This window comes from Streptococcus infantis, from assembly GCF_047465035.1.
Taxonomy (GTDB): Bacteria; Bacillota; Bacilli; order Lactobacillales; family Streptococcaceae; genus Streptococcus; species Streptococcus infantis_T.
In genome coordinates this window covers 1-6923 of record NZ_JASHAQ010000036.1, presented here as the reverse complement: position 1 = coordinate 6923, position 6923 = coordinate 1, and the positions used below count along the sequence as shown (strand labels likewise).

At 38.3% G+C, this 6923-nt stretch carries 5 protein-coding genes; all 5 read left to right on the top strand.

Translation table 11 applies throughout. The annotated features are described in order from the left end of the window. Positions 1–230 precede the first annotated feature (230 nt). The 5 genes from QM406_RS09805 (at position 231) to QM406_RS09785 (ending at position 6731) form a co-directional block, all read left to right on the top strand. The gene (locus QM406_RS09805; RefSeq protein WP_414274110.1) at positions 231–2231 is read left to right on the top strand and encodes a peptide ABC transporter substrate-binding protein; all 2001 of its coding nucleotides are present in this window, start codon (positions 231–233) and stop codon (positions 2229–2231) included. Between the two features lie 64 nt (positions 2232–2295). Then, positions 2296–3792 carry an ABC transporter permease gene (locus QM406_RS09800; protein WP_414274109.1) on the top strand — a complete coding sequence of 499 codons (1497 nt, stop codon included), beginning with the start codon at positions 2296–2298 and terminating at the stop codon, positions 3790–3792. Then, complete coding sequence (gene oppC, locus QM406_RS09795; protein ID WP_000104373.1) at positions 3792–4718, top strand: oligopeptide ABC transporter permease OppC; 927 nt, start codon at positions 3792–3794, stop codon at positions 4716–4718. Before QM406_RS09800 ends, oppC begins: the two co-directional genes overlap by 1 nt. Before the next feature lie 8 nt (positions 4719–4726). Beyond that, a complete protein-coding gene (locus QM406_RS09790) occupies positions 4727–5794 on the top strand; it encodes an ABC transporter ATP-binding protein (protein ID WP_315639858.1) in 1068 nt (355 codons plus the stop codon). Positions 5795–5804: 10 nt separating this feature from the next. Continuing rightward, positions 5805–6731: an ATP-binding cassette domain-containing protein gene (locus QM406_RS09785; protein WP_001291283.1), complete on the top strand. Its 927-nt coding sequence runs from the start codon at positions 5805–5807 to the stop codon at positions 6729–6731. Positions 6732–6923 lie beyond the last annotated feature (192 nt).

The window sequence follows — 6923 nt, the reverse complement described above, 5'->3', positions numbered from 1 at the left end:
ATGTTTGGTCATAGTAGGCCTCATTTCTACCACAAACGTCTCACACTTAATTCCACCATAAAAATCCGTTTTAGACTAATTTCCACTTTGGTCAGATAAGTGGAAGTTACTTTGAGAAGTTTCCTTCAAAAGGCATGCGACAAAATATTCTGAAAATTCGTTTACTTTTGAGAGGGATTATGGTATAATCAACAGTATCTCATTAATTTTAATAGAGGAGTTAATTAAACATGAAAAAAAGTCGGATTCTTGCAGTAGCGGGGGTGTCCTTGCTTGCGGCAGGAGTGCTTGCTGCATGTTCAAACACGAATTCAAATGCAGGTTCAAGCAATGCAAAATTAGCATCAGATTATAAATACGTTTATTCAGTTGATCCAGAAACATTGGATTATGTTGTTAACAACGTTGATTCTACTTCTTTTGTAACTACAAATGCAGTAGATGGTTTGCTTGCTAATGATAAATATGGCAACCTCGTACCATCGATTGCTGAATCATGGACAGTTTCACAAGATGGTTTGACTTACACTTATAAAATCCGTAAGGATGCTAAGTGGGTTACTGCTGAAGGAGAAGAATACGCTCCAGTTAAAGCCCAAGACTTTGTGACAGGGTTGAAACACGCGGTAGAAGGAAAATCAAAAGGGCTGTCTGTTATTAGTTCTTCAATTAAAGGACTCAGCGCTTACATTAACGGTGAAACAAACGACTTTTCAACTGTTGGAGTAAAAGCAGTTGATGATAACACTCTGGAATACACCTTGAATCAGCCAGAGACTTTCTGGAATGATAAAACAACAAATGGCGTGATGATGCCAATCAACGAAGATTTCCTTAAATCTAAAGGGGAAGGCTTTGGTGCACCTACAGATCCATCTTCTATTTTGTATAATGGACCATTTGTTTTGAAAGCAATCACAGCTAAGTCTTCAATCGAAATGGCTAAGAATGATGCCTATTGGGATAAAGATGCAGTTAAAATTCAAAACATTAAATTTACATACTGGGATGGGAAAGACCAAGATGTTGTTGCTAAAGGATTCTCAGAAGGACAATACAGTAAAGCTCGTATTTATCCTACTAGCTCAACATACGAAAAATATGCGTCTGAGTTCAAAGACAACATCTACTTTAGCGAACCAGGATCAGCCATCGCTACTGTCAGTGTGAACTATGGTCGTTCAACTTATAACCACACTTCAAAAACAACAGATAGCCAAAAAGAATCTACAAGAAAAGCCTTGCTAAATAAAGAATTCCGTCAAGCCCTAAACTTTGCGGTAGATCGTAATTCTTACTCAGCACAGACAAATGGCACAGAAGGAGCTGCAGTTGCAATCCGTAATACTTTCACACCATATAATCTTCCAGTTGGTGACAAACAATTTGGTGAACTTGTAGAAGAAAGTCTTTCGAAGACAAACTCAGGCACATGGTCAAACATTTCACTTGCTGATTCGCAAAATGGTCTCTACAATGAAGAAAAAGCTAAAGCAGCCTTTGCAAAAGCAAAAGAAAGCTTGAAAGCTGAAGGGGTAGAATTCCCAATCCACTTGGATGCTCTAACAATCCAAGAATCTACAGCTGTTGTAAACCGTGTTCAATCACTTAAACAATCTATTGAAAACGTACTTGGATCAGACAATGTTGTAATCGATCTTCAACAAATGACTCAAGCAGAAGCATTACCACTTTCATTCAGTGCTCCAACAGCAAAAGAACAAGACTGGGATATTCATACTTTGACTGGATGGAATCCAGATTATCAGGATCCATCAACTTTCTTAGACCAGTACACGATTAAAGGCGGAAATACTCGCTTGCTTATGGGTATTGACAAAGATACTGACGCATCAGTTATCCAAAAACTTGGTTTGTCTGACTATGAAAAATTAGTTGATGAAGCAAATAAAGAAAATCAAGACGTTCAAAAACGCTACGAAAAATATGCCCTTGCTCAAGCTTGGTTAACAGACAACGGTTTGACAATTCCTGTAATGGCAGGTCCAAAAGAAACCGCTGTATCATTTGTATCTAAAGTTATTCCATTTACTTCTTCTTACTCCGCTGCGGGTCTTAAAGGAGAAAACTCAGGTTACTTGAAGTACACTGAGGTTGGTGAAAAACCTATTACAAAAGAAGAATACCAAAAAGCTCGTGAAAAATGGCTTAAAGAAAAAGCTGAATCAAACGAAAAAGCTCAAAAAGAGTTAGCGAGTCATGTGAAATAAATAATGCTCATCAGAACTTTCTCTCCTAAAGGAGAAGGTTCTTTTGGGATTTAAAGGAAATAATATGAAAAAATATGTTTTTATGCGTATCTTGCGGTCGTTGGTTTCTATTTTCTTAGTAACGACCTTGATTTACACAATCATCTATACGATGGTTCCACGGAAGTTGATCTTCAAACAAGATACTAACTACAATAAAATTGCAACGACAGCTGATAAACGTGATAACTATGAAAATACCGTTTATGAGCGTATGGGTTATATCGAATATTACGATACGAAAGAGTTGCAGGAAAAAGCTAGTAGCATTGACTCTTCTGTTACAGTAGATGTAAATGATACAAATAAAGCAATCTATGAAAAATATATCCAACAACTTGGGAATGGTTGGACTCTAGGTGAGTTTACAGAGAGTGGACAATTCTACGCTACACGTGAAATTCCTATTTTTGAGCGTGTGTTCAAATTCTACGCAAACTTGCTTGATATTGACCATACAAACAAGATCCAAGACCCTGAGAATCCTAACTTAGAGCGTTATTTGCGCTTTGAGAATGATCCTGCTATCGGTTGGTCTCTTGTGGGTTCAGGTACTAAACACAAATACCTCTTGTACTTCAATAGTCAGTTCCCATTTGTTCACCAAAACTTTGTCAACTTGAACCTAGGAGATTCTTATCCAACTTATGCCAATACTCCTGTTCTTCAAGTAATCACACAAGGACAAGGACAAACGAAGACTTCAGAAGTTCAATTCCCAACTGGTAAGAAAACATCATCAGTTAACATTTACTCAAGAACTTATAAATCTCCGAGTCAAGCTGATGCTCGTGAAGTAGCCAACTACGGTAAAGATGATCCATATACAGCTACTGAGAGCAACTATCAGTACCCATCAATGATTGCAAGTTCTGCTATCACTGGTTTGATTGGTCTTGCGATTTCATATGCGATTGCAGTTCCTCTTGGTTCAGCAATGGCTCGTTTCAAGAATACTTGGATTGACAGCCTCTCTACAGGTACTTTGACCTTCTTGATGGCCCTCCCAACGATTGCTCTAGTTTATATCATTCGTTTGATTGGTTCTTCTATCGGATTCCCAGACTCATTCCCAATCTTGGGTGCTGGCGATTGGCGATCTTATGTCCTTCCATCAGTCATTCTTGGTTTACTTGGAGCACCTGGTCTAGCTATCTGGATTCGTCGTTACATGATTGACTTACAATCTCAAGACTTTGTCCGTTTTGCTCGAGCTAAAGGTCTTTCTGAAAAAGAAATTTCTAACAAACACATCTTTAAAAACGCTATGGTACCACTCGTTTCTGGTATCCCAGGCTCAATTATTGGTGTTATTGGTGGAGCAACTCTTACTGAAACAGTCTTTGCCTTCCCAGGTATGGGTAAAATGTTGATTGACTCTGTAAAAGCATCAAACAACAATATGGTAGTTGGTCTGGTCTTCATCTTTACATGTGTTTCAATTTTCTCTTACTTGATTGGAGATATTTGGATGACTATTATTGACCCACGTATTAAATTGACAGAGAAAGGAGGCAAATAATGTCTACGATTAGTAATGATAAATTTCAATTTGTAAAACGAGATGATTTTGCCTCTGAAGCAATTGATGCTCCTGCCTACTCATATTGGGGTTCTGTTTTTAGACAGTTTTTGAAGAAAAAATCAACAATTATCATGCTTGGTATTTTGATTTCCATCGTGTTGATGAGTTTCATCTATCCAATGTTTTCTGATTTTGACTTCAATGATGTAAGTAAGGTAAATGATTTTAGCGCTCGTTACATTAAGCCAAATGCTGAACATTGGTTTGGTACAGATAGTAATGGTAAATCTCTCTTTGACGGTGTCTGGTTTGGAGCACGTAACTCTATCTTGATTTCCGTAATTGCGACCTTTATCAACGTTGTTATTGGTGTTATTGTCGGCGGAATCTGGGGGATTTCAAAATCAGTTGACCGTATCATGATGGAAGTTTATAACGTTATCAATAACATCCCTTCACTTTTGATCGTTATTGTTTTGACTTACTCTATCGGTGCAGGTTTCTGGAACTTGATTTTTGCCATGAGTGTAACTACTTGGATTGGTATTGCTTATATGATTCGTATCCAAATCATGCGTTACCGTGATTTAGAGTACAACCTTGCTTCTCGTACACTGGGAACACCAACCCATAAGATTGTTATTAAAAATATCATGCCTCAATTGGTTTCTGTTATTGTTACAACTACATCACAAATGCTTCCTGCATTTATCTCATATGAAGCCTTCCTGTCATTCTTTGGACTCGGCTTGCCAATCACAGTACCAAGTTTGGGACGTTTGATTTCAGATTATTCTCAGAACGTAACAACCAATGCTTACCTCTTCTGGATTCCATTGACAACTTTGGTCTTGGTATCCTTGTCCCTTTTCGTAGTAGGTCAAAACCTAGCGGATGCTAGTGATCCACGTACACATAGATAGGAGTAGACATGATAAAAGGAAAAAATGTAATTTTGACTGCTCAAGATATTGTCGTGGAATTTGATGTTCGTGACAAGATTTTGACAGCTATTCGAGGTGTCTCCATCGATTTGATTGAGGGAGAGGTTCTCGCTTTAGTTGGAGAGTCAGGTTCAGGTAAATCAGTTTTGACAAAAACATTCACAGGAATGTTGGAAGGAAATGGTCGTATTGCACGAGGTAGTATTAATTACCGTGGCCAAGAATTGACCAGCCTTACATCTAATAAAGATTGGGAAAGTATTCGTGGTGCCAAGATTGCAACTATCTTCCAAGATCCAATGACCAGTCTAGACCCAATCAAGACAATCGGAAGTCAAATCACAGAAGTTATTGTTAAACACCAAGGCAAGACTGCGCAAGAAGCTAAAGAATTGGCTATCGACTATATGAATAAAGTTGGTATTCCAGATTCTGAGAAACGTTTTGACGAGTATCCTTTCCAATATTCTGGGGGAATGCGTCAACGTATCGTTATCGCGATTGCTCTTGCCTGTCGTCCAGACATTCTTATCTGTGATGAGCCGACAACAGCTCTTGACGTGACCATTCAGGCACAGATTATTGATTTGTTGAAGTCACTTCAACACGAATACCACTTTACAACAATCTTTATCACCCACGACCTAGGTGTCGTAGCAAGTATCGCTGATAAAGTAGCGGTTATGTATGCTGGTGAGATTGTCGAGTATGGTACTGTTGAAGAAATCTTCTACGACCCACGTCATCCATATACATGGAGCCTCTTGTCAAGCTTGCCTCAACTTGCGGATGACAAAGGTGAATTATACTCAATCCCTGGAACACCTCCATCGCTTTATACTGAATTGAAGGGAGATGCTTTTGCTCTTCGTTCAGATTATGCTATGAAGATTGACTTCGAGGAAAAAGCACCTCAGTTTGCAGTATCTGATACTCATTGGGCTAAGACATGGTTGCTTCATGAACAAGCTCCAAAAGTTGAAAAACCAGCGGTGATTGCAGATTTACACGACAAGATTCGTGAAAAGATGGGCTTTACACATCTTGAGGACTAGGAGGAAGGAAATGTCTGAAAAATTAGTAGAAATTAAAGACTTAGAAATTTCCTTCGGTGAAGGAAGCAAAAAGTTTGTCGCTGTTAAAAATGCGAACTTCTTTATCAACAAAGGAGAAACTTTCTCACTTGTTGGAGAGTCTGGTAGTGGTAAGACAACAATTGGTCGTGCTATTATCGGTCTTAATGATACCAGCAAAGGTGATATCATCTTTGAAGGTCAAAAAATCAATGGTAAAAAATCACGTGAACAAGCTTCGGAATTAATCCGTCGTATCCAAATGATTTTCCAAGACCCTGCTGCAAGTTTGAATGAACGTGCAACAGTTGACTATATCATTTCTGAAGGTCTTTATAACCACCATTTATTTAAGGATGAAGAAGAAAGAAAAGAAAAAGTTCAAAATATCATTCGTGAAGTGGGACTTTTGGCTGAACACTTGACACGTTACCCACATGAGTTTTCAGGTGGACAACGTCAACGTATCGGAATTGCCCGTGCCTTGGTTATGCAACCTGACTTCGTTATTGCGGATGAGCCGATTTCAGCCTTGGACGTTTCTGTACGTGCCCAAGTCTTGAACTTGCTCAAAAAATTCCAAAAGGAATTAGGCTTGACTTATCTCTTTATCGCCCACGATTTGTCAGTAGTTCGTTTTATCTCTGATCGTATCGCGGTAATTTATAAGGGTGTTATTGTTGAAGTGGCTGAAACTGAAGAATTGTTTAATAATCCAGTTCATCCATATACGCAAGCACTTCTATCAGCTGTTCCTATTCCAGACCCAATCTTGGAACGTAAAAAAGTTTTGAAAGTCTATGATCCAGATCAACATGACTATGAAACTGATAAACCTTCTATGGTAGAAATTCGTCCAGGTCACTATGTTTGGGCAAACCAAGCAGAGTTGGAGCGCTATAAAAAAGATTTGAAATAAGAAAGAGTTTTGTAATCTTGATAGAACAATTCTATTAAGGTTATGAAGCTTTTTTTGTAAAAAAAGGCTCTTTGTCAACTGTAGTGGGTTGAATAAAAACTAACATCTGGAGAGGACAATTGATGTCCTCTTCATTTTTATATTCAGAGCGATGAAAATTCGTTTCTTAAAGTTGTCAAAGTTCCGAAATCC

Bases quoted from the DNA above. Each gene is read 5' to 3' on its own strand.
- QM406_RS09805 (WP_414274110.1), top strand. From the start codon at position 231: ATGAAAAAAAGTCGGATTCTTGCAGTAGCGGGGGTGTCCTTGCTTGCG.
- QM406_RS09790 (WP_315639858.1), top strand. From the start codon at position 4,727: ATGATAAAAGGAAAAAATGTAATTTTGACTGCTCAAGATATTGTCGTG.
- QM406_RS09785 (WP_001291283.1), top strand. From the start codon at position 5,805: ATGTCTGAAAAATTAGTAGAAATTAAAGACTTAGAAATTTCCTTCGGT.
- QM406_RS09800 (WP_414274109.1), top strand. From the start codon at position 2,296: ATGAAAAAATATGTTTTTATGCGTATCTTGCGGTCGTTGGTTTCTATT.
- oppC (WP_000104373.1), top strand. From the start codon at position 3,792: ATGTCTACGATTAGTAATGATAAATTTCAATTTGTAAAACGAGATGAT.